Source organism: Actinomadura meridiana (assembly GCF_039537545.1).
Lineage (GTDB): Bacteria > Actinomycetota > Actinomycetes > Streptosporangiales > Streptosporangiaceae > Spirillospora > Spirillospora meridiana.
In genome coordinates, this window is record NZ_BAABAS010000005.1 from 780,909 (window position 1) to 797,022 (window position 16,114).

A 16,114-nucleotide genomic window follows, 5' to 3' on the forward strand; every position below is an offset into this window, starting at 1 on the left:
ATGCCGTCCCGCTGCTGCGCCGCCCCCGAACTGACGCGCCTGCTCGTCCTGGCGAACGAGGCCGCGTGGCGGTACTCGGTCAGCGCCTGCGCCGCCTGTGGCGGCGCGGTGGTCGAGTACTACTCGTTCGACGACTGGGACACCGGCAACCCCGCCGACTTCGAGAAGTACTGGTGGTGGCGGATGAACGCGCCCGACACCGCCGCCTTCCGCGACGCGATCGCCGCCTGCCCCGCTCCGCTGGACCCGGGCTGCGGTTGCGCGGTCCACCAGGCGATCAAGTGGCGGACGCCGAACACGCTGCCGCCGTCGTCGGAGACCCCGTACGACCACGCCCAGGTCCCCACGACGAGCTTCGTCCTGGACGAGGCGGGCGCCATCCGCTGGCGCAGCCCCGACTGATCGGCGGCGGGTTCACCACCCCGGTGACGGCACCGGGACGGGCGTGCCCGACGCCTCCACGCGCCAGTTGACGCAGCGTCCGAGTCCGTCGAAACGGGCCTGCGCGGTGCCGCCGTCCGAGAGGAACGCCTCGGTCAGCAGGTCGGTCTGACGGTAGGGGACGCGGTGGTGGGACAGGTATCCGGCCAGCGTCAGGCGCGGCTCGTGCGGGAACAGGCTCGTCGCGTTCGTCAGGATGCGGGGCAGGGGGATCGGGTCCCAGCGGGCGGGCGGTGCCTGCGGGTCGTCGACGTGCAGGTACGCGGAGCCGCCCTCGTAGCCCGCCCCGATGTAGCCCGCGCCGCCGAGGACACCGCCCGCCGCCATCGCGATCAGTTCGCCGCCGTGCCCGGCCGGGCCCTCGTACCAGGACAGATCGACCTCGGGGGTGGTGAACTCGGTGATGCCGAGCCGCTCGCCGACCGTCCGCAGGACGAGCGTGGGCCGGACGGCGGGGTGCGCGTCGCCGAACTGGGGGTTGGCCCAGCCCCACAGCCAGGTGCGCTCGCGGCTCGCGTAGCTGCCGAGCAGCGAGACCCGGACGGTGACGCCGCCGCTGGAGTAGGTGCGGGCGGTCAGGTCGGCGCTCCAGTCCTCACGCGGCAGGAACTCGGCGAGCGTCTCCTGCTGCTGCAGGACGACGGCCGCCAGGGCGGCGCCGAGGCGTTCGAACGCGGGACTGAATCCGGACATGTCGGGCACATTATCCCTTGGTCGAGGCGATCGTGGGCCTTGTCTGACAGGCTAGGCTTTCGCTGTCAGAGGACTTCCAACGAGGAGCGTACGTGGTGCGGGAACCCCCCGGCAGGCTCTCGGCGGCGAGGTTCTTGATGACCTGGGCGGTGACCGCCGTCGCTGTGGCGCTGCTCGGTCCGCTCGCTGGACTGCTGTGGGCGAAGACCGCTCCCGAGGTCACCTACCTGATCGTCCAGGGTGAGCCGCTGCTCGCCGATCCTGAGGGCCAGGGGCCCATCGGGGTGGACGCGCGCTTCGCCCTGATCGCCTTGGCCGCCGGCGCTCTGTGCGGAATCGCCGCCTACATCGCGGGCGGCCGTGTCGGCCACGACATCGCGTTGCTGCTCGGGCTGGCCATGGGCGGTGTCGCCGCCGCCTACCTCGCCTGGAGGACCGGGCACATGATCGGCCTCGGCGACTTCCAGGACAAGGTCCGCGACGCCCGCGACGGCGCCACCGTGACCGGCGTCGCCGACCTGCGGGCCAAGGGCGTCCTCGTCTTCTGGGCGGTGGCCGCCGTCGCCGTCTACGCGCTGCTGGAACTGGTCGTGCGCAGGCTACCCGCGGGCGATCGCGGCAAGCCGGGCGTCGGTGAGGCGGACGAGGTCGGCGGGGACGAGTTCGATCTGGAGTCCGCGCCGTCCGGCGGAGACGTAGACGGTCGCGAGCGCTGACACCGACTCGTCGATCACGGTCGGCAGTCGCCTGCGCTGCCCGAGCGGGCTGATGCCGCCGACGACGTACCCGGTGGCGCGTTCGGCGTCGCGCGGCTCGGCCATCCGCGCCTTCTTGCCGCCCGCCGCGCCCGCGAGGGCCTTGAGGTCCAGGGAGGCCGACACCGGCACGACGCCGACGGTGAGCCGCCCGTCGACGTCGGCGAGCAGCGTCTTGAAGATCTGGTCGGGCGAGATGCCGAGGGCGTCGGCGGCGGCCTGCCCGTAGGAGTCGGCGTCCGGGTCCGGCTCGTAGGGGTGCAGCGTGAACTCGATCTTCGCCTTGGCCGCCACGACCGTCGCCGGGGTGCCCGTGCCGCCCCGGCCCTTGCCTGTGCTCATGGGAGAAGTGTGCCGTGCCCGCCAAGCTTGTGCCCGCTCAGTGCGTGCTCGCTCAGTTGGGGTTGAACGACCCGTCCAGGAACTGCCCGGCGGGGATCATGGGCAGGACGTCCAGGATGCGGTTCTCCCTGGCGAGCAGGTGGCCCTCGGTCTCCAGCCGCAGCGCCGCGTCCTCGCATTCGAGCAGGCGCTGCTTCTCGTGGCCGTCCAGGACGAGCGACGCCGCGATCACGTAGGACAGCGAGACCGGGTCGTCGGGCGGCTCGCCCTTCTCGAACGAGCCCGCGCCCGACGTGGCCAGCCGGTGCCGGTAGAGGCGGAACAGCCGCCGGACGCGCAGCGCCGCGGGCTCGGGGTCGGTGCCGGGCTCCTCGGGCAGGTACTCGACCTCGCCCTGGAGGTAGGGGCGTGAGCGGTCCAGCTCCTTCAGCCGGAAGCGGCGGGCGCCCACCGTCACGATGTCGTAGCGGCCGTCGGGATGCTCCCGGGCGTCGCGCAGCTCGGCGACGCAGCCGATCTCGGCGAGCCGGTGCGCGGCGCTCTCGCCGACCTCGTGGCCGAGCTCGATCCCGACGACGCCGAAGCCGCGCGGCTCCGGCCGGTCCAGCAGGTCGCCGATCATGCTGAGATAGCGGTCCTCGAACAGGTGCAGCGGCAGCATCAGGCCGGGGAACAGGACGGTGCCCAGGGGGAACAGGGCCAGCCGCTCGGTCACTGTCTCTCCCACGTTCTGGGCGCCGCCGGGAAGCGCCTTCGGCGCCAGCCTACGTCCTGTCTGATGATCTTGGTAAGGGGCGATTTTTCACAGTGTGAAGCGGATGTCATCGTCACGGTAACGTCGTCGCATGAGGATGCTCGTGGTGGACGCCTTCACCGACCGACCGTTCGCGGGGAACCCCGCCGGGGTGTGCCTGCTGCCGGACGCCGGTGACCCGGGCTGGATGCAGCGGGTCGCCACCGAGATGCGGCATTCCGAGACCGCGTTCGTCCGCCCGGACGACGCTGACGGCGGCGCCGACTTCGAGCTGCGCTGGTTCACGCCCGTCATGGAGGTGGCACTGTGCGGCCACGCCACCATGGCCTCCGCGCACGCTTTGTACGAGACGGACGCCGTGCCGTCCGGCCGTCCGATCCGGTTCCGGACGCTCAGGAGCGGGGTCCTCACCGTCACCCGGGACGAGACCGGGCGGCTGTCGATGGACTTCCCGGCCTGTCCCGCCAAGCCCGCCGACGTCCCGGACGGCCTCGCCGACGCGCTCGACGCACCCGTGGGCGGCGTCGCCCGCAACGCTCAGAACGACCTCGTCGTCGACGTCGCCTCCGAGGACGTCGTGCGCGGCCTCGTCCCCGACACGCGGGCGCTGGCCGAGATCGACGCACGCGGCGTGATCGTCACCGCAGCGGCCGACCCGGGCCGTGACCACGACTTCGTGTCCCGCTTCTTCGCCCCGCGCGTCCTGCCCGGCGACGCCGAGGACCCGGTGACCGGCTCGGCCCACTGCGCCCTGGCCCCGCACTGGGCGGCGCGCCTCGGCCGCGACACCCTGACCGGCTACCAGGCGTCCGCACGCGGCGGCCACGTCCACGTCACACTGCGCGGCGACCGAGTCATCCTGTCCGGCACGGCCATCACCATCCTGGACGGCGACCTGAGCGTCTGACCCCCGGACCCGAACCCCAGCCACCGTCACCCGCCGACGCGGGCGACCGCAGCGACGCGCAAAACCGCGACATGCAAAGGAACCGCAACAGCGGCGTGAGGATCGCCTGCGTCGTGACGGGGGTTCCAGGGGGTCGCCCCCCTGGATCAACATAGACTGGAGGGGTGATCTCCCGTATTGACCTGCGCGGCTCGCTGCCCGGCGAGCTGCGCTCCGTGCTGCCCCGCGCCGAACTCGACGTCGAGGCCGCCCTGGACAAGGTGCGGCCCATCTGCGACGACGTGCGCCATCGTGGCTCGGCGGCGGTGCGGGAGCACACGAAGGCGTTCGACGGGGTCGAGCTGGAGACCACCCGTGTCCCGGTCGCCGAGCTCGACCGGGCGCTCGCCGAGCTCGACCCCGCCGTCCGGGACGCGCTGGAGGAGAGCATCCGGCGGGCCCGCGTGGTCCACCGCGCCCAGCGTCGCGCCGACGTCACCACGCAGGTGGTGCCCGGCGGCACCGTCACCGAGCGGTGGATTCCGGTCGGGCGCGTCGGCCTGTACGTGCCGGGCGGGCGGGCCGTGTACCCGTCCAGCGTGGTCATGAACGTCGTGCCCGCGCAGGAGGCGGGCGTCGAATCGCTCGCGGTCACCTCGCCGCCGCAGCGCGAGTTCGGGGGCCTGCCGCACCCGACGATCCTGGCGGCGTGCGCGATGCTCGGCGTGGACGAGGTCCACGCGGCGGGCGGCGCCCAGGCGATCGCGATGTTCGCGCACGGCACCGAGGAGTGCCCGCGCGCCGACCTCGTCACCGGGCCGGGCAACGTCTATGTCGCGGCCGCGAAACGGCTGCTCAAGGGCGTGATCGGCATCGACGCCGAGGCCGGTCCGACCGAGATCGCGATCCTCGCCGACGCGACCGCGAGCCCGGTGGAGGTCGCCGCCGACCTGATCAGCCAGGCCGAGCACGACACGCTCGCCGCCGCCGTCCTGGTCACCGACTCGGCGCGGCTCGCCGACGAGGTCGAGACCGAGTTGAAGGCGCAGGTCGCCCGCACCCGGCACAGCGAACGGATCACCGAGGCCCTCGCCGGGCGGCAGTCCGGCATCGTGCTGGTCGACTCCGTCGACGACGGCCTCAAGGTCGTGGACGCCTACGCCGCCGAGCACCTGGAGATCCACACCGCCGACGCGGGGTCCGTCGCGGCCCGCGTCCGCAACGCGGGGGCGATCTTCGTGGGGCCGCACGCGCCGGTGTCGCTCGGCGACTACTTGGCCGGGTCCAACCACGTGTTGCCGACCGGCGGGTGCGCCTGCCACTCGTCCGGGCTGTCGGTGCAGTCGTTCCTCCGGGGCGTCCACGTCGTCGAGTACGACCGCGACGCCCTCGCCGAGGCCACCGGCCGCGTCGTCGCGCTCTCCGAGGCCGAGGATCTGCCCGCCCACGGCGCGGCTCTGAAGGCGCGCTTCGACTGGGAGGTCCCGTCGTGACGTCGCTCAACGATCTGCCGTTGCGTGACGACCTGCGCGGCCGCGAACCCTATGGCGCGCCGCAGCTGGACGTCCCATACGCACTGAACACGAACGAGAACCCGTATCCGCCGTCCGAACGCCTCGTGAAAGCCCTCGGCGAAGCCGTCATGGACGTCGCCGGGACGCTCAACCGTTACCCCGACCGGAACGCGGTCGCGCTCCGCGAAGACCTTGCGGCTTTCCTGAACACTGACACGCCTGGCGCGGGTCTGACGGCTGAGCGGGTGTGGGCCGCGAACGGGTCCAACGAGGTCCTTCAGCAGACCCTGTTGGCGTTCGGTGGGCCGGGGCGCTCGGCGCTGGGTTTCGAACCGTCCTACTCGATGCACCCGATCATCACGGGGGTGTCCGGGACGCGGTGGGTGAACGCCTCCCGTGACGAGGACTTCGGCCTCGAACCCGCGCGGGCCGTCGCCGCCGTCGAGGAGCACCGTCCCGACATCGTGTTCCTCACCTCGCCGAACAACCCGACCGGCACCGCGCTGCCGCTGCCCGCGATCGAGGCGGTGCTCGCCGCCGCGCCCGGGATGGTCGTCGTCGACGAGGCGTACGCGGAGTTCCGCCGCGCGGAGACGCCGTCCGCGCTGACGCTGCTGGACGGCCACCCCCGCCTTATCGTCACCCGGACGATGTCCAAGGCGTTCGCCATGGCCGGGACGCGGCTCGGCTACCTCGCCGCCGACCCCGCCGTGGTCGACGCGCTGCTGCTCGTCCGGCTGCCGTACCACCTGTCGGCCGTCACCCAGGCCGTCGCACGCACCGCCCTCGCGTACGGTGAGGAACTGCTCGGCGGCGTCGACGCGCTGCGCGGGGAACGCGACAACCTCGTCGCGTGGCTGCGCGGCGAGGGGCTCAGGGTCGCCGACTCCGACGCCAACTTCGTCCTGTTCGGGACGTTCCCCGACCGCCGCGCGGTCTGGCAGGGCCTGCTCGACCGCGGCGTGCTGATCCGGGAGGTGGGGCCGCCCGAGTGGCTGCGGGTCAGCGTCGGCACCCCCCGCGAGATGGCGGCCTTCCGTGCCGCCCTGAACGACGTACTGAAGGAGAGTCTGTGACGCGCAAGGGACGAGTCGAGCGCGGGACCGGGGAGACCCAGGTCCTCGTCGAGATCGACCTGGACGGCACCGGGCAGGTCGACGTGGCGACCGGCGTGGGGTTCTTCGACCACATGCTGACCCAGCTCGGCAAGCACGGATCGTTCGACCTGACCGTCAAGACCGCCGGTGACCTGCACATCGACAGCCACCACACCATCGAGGACACCGCGATCGCGCTCGGCCAGGCGTTCCGCGACGCGCTCGGCGACAAGTCCGGGATCCACCGCTTCGCCAGCGCGTCCGTCCCGCTGGACGAGGCGCTCGCGCACGTGACCGTCGACGTGTCGGGCCGCCCGTACCTGGTGCACACCGAGCCCGACGGCATGGCCCCGATGATCGGCCCCGAGTACGACGTCACGATGACCCGGCACGTGTTCGAGTCGTTCGTGTCGAACGCGCGGGTGGCGCTGCACGTCAACGTCCCGTACGGGCGCAACGCGCACCACATCGTCGAGGCCCAGTTCAAGGCCCTCGCCCGGGCGCTGCGCGACGCCGTGGCGCTCGACCCGAAGGTGCACGGCATCCCGTCCACCAAGGGGGCCCTCTAAAGGTGCACATCGGCGACCTGCACTTCACCTACGGCAACGTCGTGATCCTCGCGGTCGGGGTGTTCCTGCTGGCGGGCGTGTACAGCTTCGTCAAGCAGGGCCTGAAGATCGCGGCGGTGGTCGTGTTCGTGCTGGCCGCGGCCGTCCTCACCGGGGGCGTGCTGTGGCTGTGACCTCGATCGTCATCCTGGACTACGGGTCCGGCAACCTGCGCTCCGCCGAACGGGCCGTCGCCCGCGCGGGCGCGGACGTGACCGTCACCGCCGACTGGGACGCCGCCCTCGCCGCCGACGGCCTGGTCGTCCCGGGCGTCGGCGCGTTCGCGGCGTGCATGGCGGGCCTGCGCTCGGTCCGCGGCGACCAGATCATCGGCCGCCGCCTCGCCGGGGGGCGTCCCGTCCTCGGCATCTGCGTCGGCATGCAGATCCTGTTCGCCAAGGGCATCGAGCACGGCGTCACCACCGAGGGCTGCGCGGAATGGCCCGGCACGGTCGACCGCCTCGACGCGCCCGTCGTCCCCCACATGGGCTGGAACACCATCGACGCCCCCGCCGACTCGACCCTGTTCCAGGGCCTGGGCGACGCGCGGTTCTACTTCGTCCACTCCTACGCCGCGCGCAGCTGGGACCTCGAACCCGACCCGACCGGCCTCATCCCGCCACCGCGCGTCACGTGGTCCGAACACGGCGACCGCTTCGTCGCCGCCGTCGAGAACGGCCCCCTGTGCGCCACCCAGTTCCACCCGGAGAAGTCCGGCGACGCCGGAGCCACCCTCCTCCACAACTGGCTGACCACCCTCAGCTGAGCATCCCGTCCCTTCTGCCTCGATAGGGTTTTCGCATGTCCTTGACGCTCCTTCCCGCTGTAGATGTCGCGGATGGGCGGGCCGTCCGCCTGGTTCAGGGCGAGGCCGGTACCGAGACCTCCTACGGTGAGCCGCTGGAGGCGGCGCTGGCCTGGCAGGACGCGGGCGCGGAGTGGATCCATCTCGTCGACCTGGACGCCGCGTTCGGGCGTGGGTCCAACCGTGAGCTGCTCGCCGAGGTGACCGGGCGGCTGGACGTGAAGGTGGAGCTGTCCGGCGGCATCCGCGACGACGCCTCGCTGGACGCGGCCCTGTCCACCGGCTGCGCCCGCGTCAACATCGGCACCGCCGCGCTGGAGGACCCCGCCTGGTGCCGCAAGATCATCGCCTCGCACGGCGACCGGATCGCGGTGGGGCTGGACGTGCGCGGCACGACGCTCGCCGCGCGCGGCTGGACGCGGGAGGGCGGCGACCTGTGGGAGGTCCTCGCGCGTCTGGAGGACGACGGCTGCCCCCGTTACGTGGTCACCGACGTCACCAAGGACGGCACGTTGCGCGGCCCCAACACCGAGCTGCTCCGCGAGGTCTGCACCCGCACGGACAAGCCGGTCATCGCGTCCGGCGGCGTCTCGTCCCTGGACGACCTGCGGGCCCTGACCGGGCTCGTGAAGGATGGCGTCGAGGGCGCCATTGTCGGCAAGGCGCTCTACGCGGGCGCGTTCACGCTGGAAGAGGCCCTGGAGGCCGTGCGGTGACGGTCGCCGTGCGAGTGATCCCGTGCCTGGACGTCGACGCCGGGCGCGTGGTCAAGGGCGTCAACTTCCAGAACCTGCGCGACGCCGGTGATCCCGTCGAGTTGGCCCGCCGCTATGACGCCGAGGGCGCCGACGAGCTGACGTTCCTCGACATCACCGCGTCCAGCGCCGACCGCGCCACCACCTACGACGTCGTCCGCCGCACCGCCGAGGAGGTGTTCATCCCGCTGACGGTCGGCGGCGGCGTCCGCACCGTCGACGACATCGACCGGCTGCTGCGCGCGGGCGCCGACAAGGTGTCGGTGAACACCGCCGCGATCGCGCTCCCGGAGTTCCTGCGGGAGGCCGCGCACCGGTTCGGGTCGCAGTGCGTCGTGCTGTCGGTGGACGCGCGCCGCGCCGACGGGACGGAGTCGGGCTTCGAGGTCACCACGCACGGCGGCCGCCGGGGCACCGGCATCGACGCGGTCGACTGGGCCCGTCAGGGCGCCGAACTCGGCGTCGGCGAGATCCTGCTGAACTCGATGGACGCCGACGGCACCAAGGCGGGCTTCGACCTGGACATGCTGCGTCGGATCCGGGCCGCGGTGACCGTCCCGGTGATCGCCAGCGGCGGCGCCGGGGCCGTGGAGCACTTCCCGCCCGCCGTGGCGGCGGGCGCCGACGCCGTTCTCGCCGCCAGCGTCTTCCACTTCGGTGAGATCAAGGTCTCCGAGGTCAAGGACGCGCTGCGCGCCTCCGGCAGCCCCGTCCGCTGAGGTCAGGCTCTTTCCTCGTCCGGGGCGGGCACGGTCGCCTCGGCGGAGCGTTCCACGATCGGGAGGATGATCGCCGAGGGGTGGTCGGGGTCGTGGAACACCTCCTGGTGGGCCGTGACCCTCCGGGACGCCGTCGCGAGCGGCTCGCCCGTGCCGGGGTTCGCGGCGACCTTCGGGTGGGCGCCGCTGGTGACGTGCACGCGGACGCGGTGCCCGCGCGCGAACCGGTGCCCGGTGGGCCACAGGTCGACCGTGACGCGGCGGACGCCGCGCGTCCCGACGGGCCGGTCGGTGGCGGCGGGCAGGCGCAGGCCGCCCTCGCACACGTTGCGGGACGCCCCGTCCGGCGCGACGTCGCACAGCCGCACGATGAAGTCGGTGTGCTCCCGGTCGGACCGGACGAACAGGTCGGCGGACACGGGCCCGACGACGTCCAGGTCGGCGGTGAGGGCGGGGGAGGTGAACACCAGGACGTCGGGCCGCCGCTCCAGCGGCCGGTTGTCGACCGGCCGTGAGCTGCCGAGCAGCGTCGGACCGCCGAGCGCGGGCGTCGGCCGGGCCGGGTCGAAGCGGTAGGTGCTCGCGGGCGCGTCGGCCGGGCCGTCCTCGCCGAGCCCGCGGCCCGCGTGCAGGTGCCACCGGGCCCGGCGGGTCCCCGGCGGCGGCCAGTCGCGGTAGTGCCGCCACTCACCGGCGCCGGTCACGTAGACGCGGACGGGGTCGCGCCGCAGTCCGGACGGGTCGCCCAGCAGATGCGCGCGGAACCACGCGAGCGACTCGCGGATCGTCACCAGGCCGTGCCGGGCGTCGGTGTGCCACCAGGGCCCGATCGTCAGGTACGGGACGTGCCCGGCGGCGCGTAGCGCGAGATAGTCCCTGACCTGCCAGGGCAGGAACACGTCGTACCAGCCGCCGAGGAGGGTGGCGGGCGCGGTGACGTTCCCGACCGTGCCGCTGAAGTCGCGGTCGTCCCAGTAACCGTTCCCGGTGGCCCTGTCAGCGAGGGAGACGGCGGTGTGGTTGGCGAGGAGGTCCTGGTAGAAGCGCATCGGTTCGCCGCCCGCCAGCACGTCCAGCTCGGAGAGGGGGCGGCCGGACCGGGCGGCGCGGACGGCGTGCCGCCGGGCCGTCAGCGGCGCGGTCAGCATGCCGAACGGCCCCCGCTGCCGGTGCGTGAGGTCGGTCCAGGTGAGCGTCGACTCCAGCGCGAACGACCCGCCGACGTACGCGGCGTCCCGGAACGACGACGCGGTGATCTGCAACGACATCGCCTTCAGCTCCGGGCCCGCCTCCGCCGCGACCGCCCACGCCGCGTAGCCGAGGTAGCTCGGGCCGAACACGCCGAACGAGCCGTGGAACCAGGGCTGCCGCTTCAGCCACTCGACCGTCGCCAGCCCGTCGTCGCGTTCCCGTCCGAGCGGGTCGAACTCGCCGCCGGACCCGCCCGTCCCGCGCACGCTCTGCACGACCAGCTGGAACCCGAACGGCACGAACAGGAGCCCGTTGGCGAGGGCCGCCGGGCCGCGCCGCCCGTACGGGGTCCTGACCAGGAGCGTGGGCGGGCGTTCCACCCCGGATGGGACGTACCGGTCGGTGAGCAGCGTCACCCCGTCCGGCATGGTCACCGGCAGGTCGCGCTCGACGCTGTACCGGGCCAGCCCACGGGGATGCGGAAGCCTGATCGGCGGGGCGCCGAGCCGGTCCCGAAGTGCCATGGCGCCTCCGTCTCCACCGCGTTGACTACTACTTAGTAAGGTAACCGTTCACGCTCCGTGCAACCGCCGCGGTGCGACCGGCGGGGCCCAGCAGGGCTCTCTGGCGGGGGCAGGGGTTCTCTGGGATCGTTGCGTTCGCACTGTCTTCCCCGTGGAGGGACACATGTGGCCCGGGTCGAACCCGCCGATGGGACCGCCCCCCATGGGGCCCGGTCAGGCGGGCTCGTCGTGGACCGCACCGCCGCCCATCAGGCCTTCCGCCAGGTGGTACGCGCTGCCCGCCGTGCTGGTCGTGGTGGCGGTCGCCGGGCTCCTCGCGCTGGTCGCCGCCCTCTGGGACGACGCGCAGGCGGCTGACGGCCCGTCGGCGGCGGGGAGCCCCGAGACCGGGGTGACGATCCAGCTTTCCCGGGCCCACGGTTACTTTCTGTATGTGCGGACGGGCGGACTGTCGCCGTTCGCGTGCTCGGTCAAGGTGGGGGAGCGGTCCGGGCCGATCCGGCTGACGCGGCAGAACTCCTGGAGCGCCTCCGAGCACCCGGAGTACCGCTACACCGCGTCGTTCGAGGCGCCGGTCTCCGGGAGGGCGCTGCTCACGTGCCGTGGCACCGAGGGCCCCATTCTGGTGACGCCGGACGACACCGTCCACGGGTACATCGGCCTCGCCGTCATGGTCGCGCTGGGGCTCGGCGGCGTCGCGGTCATCGCGTTCGTCGTCATCATCGTGCGGCGCGGCGGCGCCAAGCGCGGGGCCGCCCACCTCTCCGGACCCTACGGCCGCTGACCCGCCGGGCCCGCTGGGCTCAGGACGTGAGTTCGCGTTCCAGCGGCGTGCGGAAACGGGGGATCGCGCGGACGTCGCCGTACCAGGCCGCCATCCGCGCCGCCTCCCGGTCGATCGCGGCCACGGCGTCGGCGCCGACGTCCTCCAGGACGCGGACGACGATCTCGCCGTCCGCGCGCTGCGCCCAGCCCCCGACGATCCGGCCGTCCCACCACACCGACGGGCCGACGTTGCCGTTGCGGTCGAACAGGCGGGGCCCGTGGTCGCCGAGGAACCAGCCGCGCTCGCGCCACCCCATCGGCGTCGGGTCGAGGGCGGGCAGCAGCGCCGCCCACGGTTGCGGCGCGGGCACCGGGTCGAGGTCGTCGGACAGGACGACGCCGGTGGCGCCGCCGAGGTCGACCTCGGTCACGTCGAGGAGGGCGAGGGCCTTGGTGACGTCGCCCGCCGTCCAGCCCGTCCACCACTTCAGGTCGGCGACCGGGGCGGGCCCGAACGCGCGCAGCCAGTGGCGGACGAGGTCGGCGCGAGCGGTGGCGGCGGGGACGTCCGCGATGCCGCCGGGCAGCCACGCCTCGACCGGCGACCACCGGTACTGGCTGCTGGTCCACGACCCGTTGGGGCGGCCCCGGACGATGCGTCCCTCGCAGCCGAGCGTCACGAGAACCCAGGTGGTGATGCCCGTCGGCCGGGAGTACGACTTGCCGGGGGCGGGGTCGACCTGCGTTCGCAGCAGCGGCACGTCCGTGCTGAGCTGCGCGCCCGTCGCCTCCCCGCGCGCCAGCAGCGCCTCGTGCGCGGCCCGCTCGGCCTCCGCGAACAGGGCGGGCACGTCCTTGACGTCGCTGCCCCGCTCGATCAGCCGGGAGTAGGTGGCGCGCTGCTTGGCGGCCATCGCGTTGGCCGTGGACGCCTGGAGGACCGGGACGAGCTCGACGGGCGCGACGAACATCGTCCGGCGCATCGCGAGCATCCGCAGCAGCGTCCGGTCGTCGTACAGGGCGCGCTCCACCGCGGCGGGGACGGCGTCGACGCTGCGGGCCGCGATCGACAGGAACACGGTGGCCGGGTCGGTGGCGTGCAGCACCACCATGGACCGCGCGATGTCGGCGACGTCGTCGGTCCTGACACCGGGGGACAGCCGGTGGCGAACGCCCAGCCTGGCGCGCCGCTCGGCCACACTCATCGAACGCATGAGCGAATCCTAGCCGACCGGACGCGCGGCCCGGACCGGCCGGACGGGACGGACCGGAGGTCAGCCGCCTCCGCCGGAGATCTTGACGACGACCTTGTCGTCGGTGACCGACTGGACCGAGACGTCGAACCCGTCGGCCTGCTGGCCGTCGCCGGCCGGCACGGTCACCGTCTGCCCGGCGACCTTGAGGGTGACCATCTGGCCCTGCACCTTCACCAGCTCGGCCTTGATGCCGAGGATCGAGGCGCTGGCCTCGACCCCCCGGTCGAACGTCACCGTGCACGAGTTCACGCCGCAGTCGGTGGAGCTGTTGGTGCCTTCGCCGCCGCACGCGGTCATGGCGCCGAACGGCAGCGCGACGAAGGGGAGGACGGCCAGCTTCCGCCGAACGGGAAAGGAGGTCATGTCGGGGAGTCTAGATGCCCGCTTCCGCCCGTGGCGCCGTCCGGAAGGCTGATCTGTCCGCCTCGGATGTCGTACCGCGCGGTGACGCGGCTGGATCTTCCGCCGCCGCCGTGTTTCGCTGGTCCGGTGACCAGTGATCCGGTGACCGGCGCGGAGCCGGGGGAGTCCCGGGCGATGGTGGGGCCGGTGGTGTGCGCCGCGCTGGGCGTGGAGGCCCGCGCCGTCCGCCGGGGTCTCGCCCGCACACCCGTCGTGGTGGTCGGCTACCGGGCCCGCCGTGCCGACCGGCTGCCCGGGTCATGCGCCGCGCTCGTCGTCGTCGGCTTCGGCGGCGCGCTCGACGGACGACTGCGGCCGGGTGACATCCTCGTCGCCGACCAGATCCACGGCACCGGGCCTGACACCGACCCGGTGGCGTGCTCCGCGCCGCGCCTGCTCGCCGAGGAGCTTGGTCGCGACGGCCTTAGCGTGCAGGTCGGGTCGCTCGTCACCACCGACCACGTCGTGCGCGGCAAGGAGCGGGCGCTGCGGGCCGCGGGCGGTGCGCGGGTGGCGGACATGGAGTCCGCCGTGATCGCCGCGCGGGCCGGGAACCGTCCCGTCGCGGCCCTGCGGGTCGTCGTGGACGGGCCCGGACACCCGCTGTTTCATCCGGGCGTGATCGGACGCGGTCTGGCCGCGCGCCGCGTCCTGGCCCGCACCGGCCCCGCGATCGAACGCTGGAGCCTTCTGCTGGTGCGCGGCGAGGACGAGCGGGGCACCGAGGCCCGCACGCCCTGACGGACCGGCGCTCAGCCGTGACCGATGCCGTGACTCGCGCCGCCGTGACCGCCACCGTGACTCTCACCGTGGCCGTCGCCGTGGACGATCTCGCCGCCCAGGTCCTTGCGGAGCGACTCCAGGGTCGTGTCCGTGCTGACCGCGACCCAGCGGGCCCCGACCAGGTACGTCCCGCCCCACGGTTTCGCCTCGTGCAGCCAGGCGTTCATGCCCGTGTCGGTGGTGAAGCTGAGCAGGACGTACCGTCCACGGGCGTTCTTGCAGTTGCCCTGCTCCAGGTCGGCCACTTTCCGCGTGCCGGTCGGCGAGCAGCCCGTCCGCTCGGCGAGCTGCTGGAGGCTGGCCGGTTTCGCGGCCGTGCCGCCGCCGTCGGACGAGGCGTCCGACTTCGCCGAGCAGCCCGCCGCCAACGGCAGCGTCGCGACGGCGCACAGCAGGGCGGGTTTGGTGAGGCCGGAAACGAGGCCGGAAAGGTGTCGGGAACCCATCGCTCTTCCTCCGGGGCGTGAGACGCGATTCGGGTGGTGAATACGCGCCACGCCCCGGCGGGGTTCATCGGGTTCGTTTCCGTCGGGCTCTCAGGCGGCCAGCCGCGCCCCGGCGGCGGCGCGGACGTCCGCCTCCTCCGACGTGTCGTGGTGCAGGCGTTGCAGCCGGATCCGGGTGTCCGAGGTGATCGGCGCGAACTGCGCCGCCTCCAGCCGGACGCCCTCCTCGCAGTCCCACAGGCCCTCGACGGTGTAGGCCTCGGCCGTGTGCGGGGCCGTTCTCGTCAGCGCGGTCAGGATGCGGGGTCTCAGATAGGCGTACGTTGACTCGGTCCAAGCGGACTTCAACAGGGGGACGGCCTCACCAGCGCGCAGCCGTCCGAGCCCCTCGATCGGGCTGGCGGCGGACGCCCACTCGCGCCGGTCGACGGCGTCGTGCAGCTCCGTCATCAGCAGCGGGACGTCCTCGCGGGTGCCGTACCTGGCGAGGATGCTGAGCCCCATGTCGGCGCAGACGCCCCGTTGCGCGGCCCACGCCCGCGCCCGTGGCAGCGCCTCGGTGCCGTACTCCCGCAGCGCCCGGCACACCGCCCCGCCGTACCGGCTCGGGCCCGGGTCCGGGTCCGTGCCGTCACATGGCAGCAGCTCCTCCGCCAGGTCGAGCAGCGCGAGCGTGCGGCGGCGGCCCAGCTCGAAGATCGCCGAGATGGCTCCCTCGCCCCGGCGCCGGGCGAGGTCCAGCAGTTCGGCCTCGCTCTGCGCGTCCCGTCCCGGCGCCGTCGCCATCGCCCGGCGCGCCGCCCGTCCCGCCTCCCGCTGGCGCGCCAGGGCCGCGGCGATGCTCGGCTGCCGGGCCGCCCACGCCTCGATCACCGGGTTGCGGTGCGCCGGGATCAGCAGCGCGAGATCCGAGGCGTCGCACCGGGCGGCGACGAGCTCGTCCAGGCCGAGGGTCAGCGCCGGGTCCTCAAGGTCGATCAGCTCCACGACCGCGTCGAACCACTGCCCGCCCTCCTCCGCGTACTGGCGCAGCGGCTCGGCCGCCTCCCGCCTGCTCAACCGGACCAGGTCCGCCAGCACGCCCAACGCCAGATCGACCCGCCACTCGTCGCCGTCGGCGCTGGAGTCGGACGGATCGAACAAATGAGCCGCGACCGGCCCCGTCGGCATCTCAAGGTCGACCATCAACCGGGCGTAGTACAGGCGCCGTGACTCGCACTGGCGGTCCCACCTCGGATCCCGCCGGATGCAGTCGTACACGTACTCGCCCGCACCTGGCCTGTCCGCCGCGCGCCGCGCGGCCCTCCCGAGCCCACGCTGTAGCTGACCGTGCAGCGTGCTCGCCGATTCCAACACGACCTCGTTATTCACCCCAGCA

General features: G+C 73.3%; 20 protein-coding genes. 12 read left to right on the plus strand and 8 right to left on the minus strand.

The genetic code is table 11. The annotated features are described in order from the left end of the window. Nucleotides 1-402 carry a hypothetical protein gene (locus ABD808_RS12870; RefSeq protein WP_344895003.1) on the plus strand — a complete coding sequence of 134 codons (402 nt, stop codon included), beginning with the start codon at nucleotides 1-3 and terminating at the stop codon, nucleotides 400-402. Between the two features lie 12 nt (nucleotides 403-414). Here ABD808_RS12870 and ABD808_RS12875 read toward each other — a convergent pair whose 3' ends face one another. Further along, the gene (locus ABD808_RS12875; protein WP_344895005.1) at nucleotides 415-1,134 is read right to left on the minus strand and encodes a DUF6882 domain-containing protein; all 720 of its coding nucleotides are present in this window, start codon (nucleotides 1,132-1,134) and stop codon (nucleotides 415-417) included. Between the two features lie 95 nt (nucleotides 1,135-1,229). On the opposite strand from ABD808_RS12875, the gene ABD808_RS12880 reads away from it, so the two are divergent. Next, nucleotides 1,230-1,850, plus strand: coding sequence for a hypothetical protein (locus ABD808_RS12880; RefSeq protein WP_344895008.1), 621 nt, complete (start codon nucleotides 1,230-1,232; stop codon nucleotides 1,848-1,850). Here the strand turns inward: ABD808_RS12880 and ybaK are convergent. Together ybaK and ABD808_RS12890 are read right to left on the minus strand one after the other, a co-directional pair. Continuing rightward, a complete protein-coding gene (ybaK, locus tag ABD808_RS12885) occupies nucleotides 1,734-2,231 on the minus strand; it encodes a Cys-tRNA(Pro) deacylase (RefSeq protein WP_344895010.1) in 498 nt (165 codons plus the stop codon). The two genes, ABD808_RS12880 and ybaK, sit on opposite strands and share 117 nt — an antisense overlap. A 52-nt stretch (nucleotides 2,232-2,283) precedes the next feature. Continuing rightward, complete coding sequence (locus ABD808_RS12890; protein ID WP_344895013.1) at nucleotides 2,284-2,946, minus strand: LON peptidase substrate-binding domain-containing protein; 663 nt, start codon at nucleotides 2,944-2,946, stop codon at nucleotides 2,284-2,286. Between the two features lie 130 nt (nucleotides 2,947-3,076). Between ABD808_RS12890 and ABD808_RS12895 the strand changes: the two genes are divergently transcribed. The 8 genes from ABD808_RS12895 (at nucleotide 3,077) to hisF (ending at nucleotide 9,369) form a co-directional block, all read left to right on the plus strand. Continuing rightward, nucleotides 3,077-3,892: a PhzF family phenazine biosynthesis protein gene (locus ABD808_RS12895; protein WP_344895016.1), complete on the plus strand. Its 816-nt coding sequence runs from the start codon at nucleotides 3,077-3,079 to the stop codon at nucleotides 3,890-3,892. 164 nt (nucleotides 3,893-4,056) lie between these two features. Next, a complete protein-coding gene (gene hisD, locus ABD808_RS12900; RefSeq protein ID WP_344895019.1) occupies nucleotides 4,057-5,364 on the plus strand; it encodes a histidinol dehydrogenase in 1,308 nt (435 codons plus the stop codon). After that, nucleotides 5,361-6,461: a histidinol-phosphate transaminase gene (locus ABD808_RS12905; RefSeq protein ID WP_344895021.1), complete on the plus strand. Its 1,101-nt coding sequence runs from the start codon at nucleotides 5,361-5,363 to the stop codon at nucleotides 6,459-6,461. Before hisD ends, ABD808_RS12905 begins: the two co-directional genes overlap by 4 nt. Further along, on the plus strand, nucleotides 6,458-7,051 hold the full coding sequence (gene hisB, locus ABD808_RS12910; protein ID WP_344895024.1) for an imidazoleglycerol-phosphate dehydratase HisB: 594 nt from the start codon (nucleotides 6,458-6,460) through the stop codon (nucleotides 7,049-7,051). The genes ABD808_RS12905 and hisB overlap by 4 nt, the downstream gene beginning before the upstream one ends. A 2-nt stretch (nucleotides 7,052-7,053) precedes the next feature. Next, nucleotides 7,054-7,224, plus strand: a complete 171-nt coding sequence (locus ABD808_RS12915; RefSeq protein ID WP_344895027.1) for a hypothetical protein — start codon at nucleotides 7,054-7,056, stop codon at nucleotides 7,222-7,224. Then, nucleotides 7,221-7,856, plus strand: a complete 636-nt coding sequence (gene hisH / locus ABD808_RS12920; RefSeq protein WP_344895030.1) for an imidazole glycerol phosphate synthase subunit HisH — start codon at nucleotides 7,221-7,223, stop codon at nucleotides 7,854-7,856. The genes ABD808_RS12915 and hisH overlap by 4 nt, the downstream gene beginning before the upstream one ends. A gap of 35 nt (nucleotides 7,857-7,891) precedes the next feature. After that, on the plus strand, nucleotides 7,892-8,611 hold the full coding sequence (gene priA / locus ABD808_RS12925; RefSeq protein ID WP_344895033.1) for a bifunctional 1-(5-phosphoribosyl)-5-((5-phosphoribosylamino)methylideneamino)imidazole-4-carboxamide isomerase/phosphoribosylanthranilate isomerase PriA: 720 nt from the start codon (nucleotides 7,892-7,894) through the stop codon (nucleotides 8,609-8,611). After that, on the plus strand, nucleotides 8,608-9,369 hold the full coding sequence (hisF, locus tag ABD808_RS12930) for an imidazole glycerol phosphate synthase subunit HisF (RefSeq protein WP_344895036.1): 762 nt from the start codon (nucleotides 8,608-8,610) through the stop codon (nucleotides 9,367-9,369). The genes priA and hisF overlap by 4 nt, the downstream gene beginning before the upstream one ends. Nucleotides 9,370-9,371: 2 nt before the next feature. Here the strand turns inward: hisF and ABD808_RS12935 are convergent, their stop codons facing one another. Further along, nucleotides 9,372-11,084, minus strand: a complete 1,713-nt coding sequence (locus tag ABD808_RS12935) for a CocE/NonD family hydrolase (RefSeq protein WP_344895039.1) — start codon at nucleotides 11,082-11,084, stop codon at nucleotides 9,372-9,374. Nucleotides 11,085-11,286: 202 nt separating this feature from the next. On the opposite strand from ABD808_RS12935, the gene ABD808_RS12940 reads away from it, so the two are divergent. Continuing rightward, nucleotides 11,287-11,868: a hypothetical protein gene (locus ABD808_RS12940; RefSeq protein ID WP_344895042.1), complete on the plus strand. Its 582-nt coding sequence runs from the start codon at nucleotides 11,287-11,289 to the stop codon at nucleotides 11,866-11,868. A 19-nt stretch (nucleotides 11,869-11,887) separates the two neighbouring features. Here the strand turns inward: ABD808_RS12940 and ABD808_RS12945 are convergent, their stop codons facing one another. Together ABD808_RS12945 and ABD808_RS12950 are read right to left on the minus strand one after the other, a co-directional pair. After that, on the minus strand, nucleotides 11,888-13,063 hold the full coding sequence (locus ABD808_RS12945) for a winged helix DNA-binding domain-containing protein (RefSeq protein WP_344895045.1): 1,176 nt from the start codon (nucleotides 13,061-13,063) through the stop codon (nucleotides 11,888-11,890). A 60-nt stretch (nucleotides 13,064-13,123) separates the two neighbouring features. Continuing rightward, entirely contained in the window at nucleotides 13,124-13,468 is a 345-nt protein-coding gene (locus ABD808_RS12950; protein ID WP_344895048.1) for a hypothetical protein, read from the minus strand. Between the two features lie 126 nt (nucleotides 13,469-13,594). Here ABD808_RS12950 and ABD808_RS12955 point away from each other — a divergent pair, with 126 nt between their 5' ends. After that, complete coding sequence (locus ABD808_RS12955) at nucleotides 13,595-14,248, plus strand: phosphorylase family protein (protein ID WP_344895051.1); 654 nt, start codon at nucleotides 13,595-13,597, stop codon at nucleotides 14,246-14,248. An 11-nt stretch (nucleotides 14,249-14,259) separates the two neighbouring features. Here ABD808_RS12955 and ABD808_RS12960 read toward each other — a convergent pair whose 3' ends face one another. Both ABD808_RS12960 and ABD808_RS12965 read right to left on the minus strand, forming a co-directional pair. Next, complete coding sequence (locus ABD808_RS12960) at nucleotides 14,260-14,736, minus strand: hypothetical protein (protein WP_344895054.1); 477 nt, start codon at nucleotides 14,734-14,736, stop codon at nucleotides 14,260-14,262. A gap of 90 nt (nucleotides 14,737-14,826) precedes the next feature. Continuing rightward, entirely contained in the window at nucleotides 14,827-16,107 is a 1,281-nt protein-coding gene (locus ABD808_RS12965) for a hypothetical protein (RefSeq protein WP_344895057.1), read from the minus strand. Between the last annotated feature and the right edge of the window lie 7 nt (nucleotides 16,108-16,114).